1 protein-coding gene is annotated in these 638 nt (G+C 77.6%); it reads right to left on the bottom strand.

Translation table 11 applies throughout. The features are described from left to right. Positions 1 to 23: 23 nt before the first annotated feature. Positions 24 to 638, bottom strand: a 615-nt coding sequence (locus CCN56_RS40660; protein ID WP_107484324.1) for an alpha/beta fold hydrolase, incomplete at its 5' end; no start/stop codon positions are given.

The following is a 638-nucleotide window of genomic DNA, read 5'->3' as shown; positions in this document are numbered from 1 at the left end:
CGACAGGATCACCGACCCGACGATCACCGCGCAGATACGCCGGGGCTGAGCGCGGAGACCTGGACCTCCGCCAGGAACTCGACGAGGAGCCGGGCGGTCTCGTCCGGGCGCTCCAGGGCGGGGAGGTGGCCGGCCCAGTCGAGGTCGACCCGGCGGGCGGCGGGCAGGAGGCCGCCGAGCTCGTCGGCGACGGCCCGGAAGTCGGGCAGGTCGTGGGCGCCGGAGGCGACGAGGGCGGGGGTCCGGATCCCGGCGAGGTCCTCGCGGGTGACCTCGGGGGCGACGGGGTGGTTCTCCTCGGGGGCGGCGAGCTGGAGGTCGAAGGCGCGCCGCTGCCCGTCCCGTACGAGGGCGCGGGCGTCCTCGCCCGCCTCCGGCCCGAGCCAGGTGTCGACGTTGAGCTCGACGGCCGCGTCGAGGTCGCCCGCTTCGAGGAGCGCGTCCTCGCGGGCGCCCCAGGCGCGCAGCTCCGCGCTGGGAGCCATGCCGGGGATGCCGGAGGCGAGGAGGGCGAGCGCGGAGACGCGTCCGGGGTGCAGGGCGGCGAGTTCGAGGGCGACGCGGCCGCCGAAGGAGGAGCCGACGACGGCGGCGCGCTCGGCTCCGATGTGGTCGAGGAGCGCGCGGACGTCCTCGGC

The sequence above is a fragment of the Streptomyces sp. NRRL B-24572 genome, from assembly GCF_002156145.1.
Taxonomy (GTDB): Bacteria; Actinomycetota; Actinomycetes; order Streptomycetales; family Streptomycetaceae; genus Streptomyces; species Streptomyces vietnamensis.
This window is presented reverse-complemented; position numbering and strand designations above follow the sequence as displayed.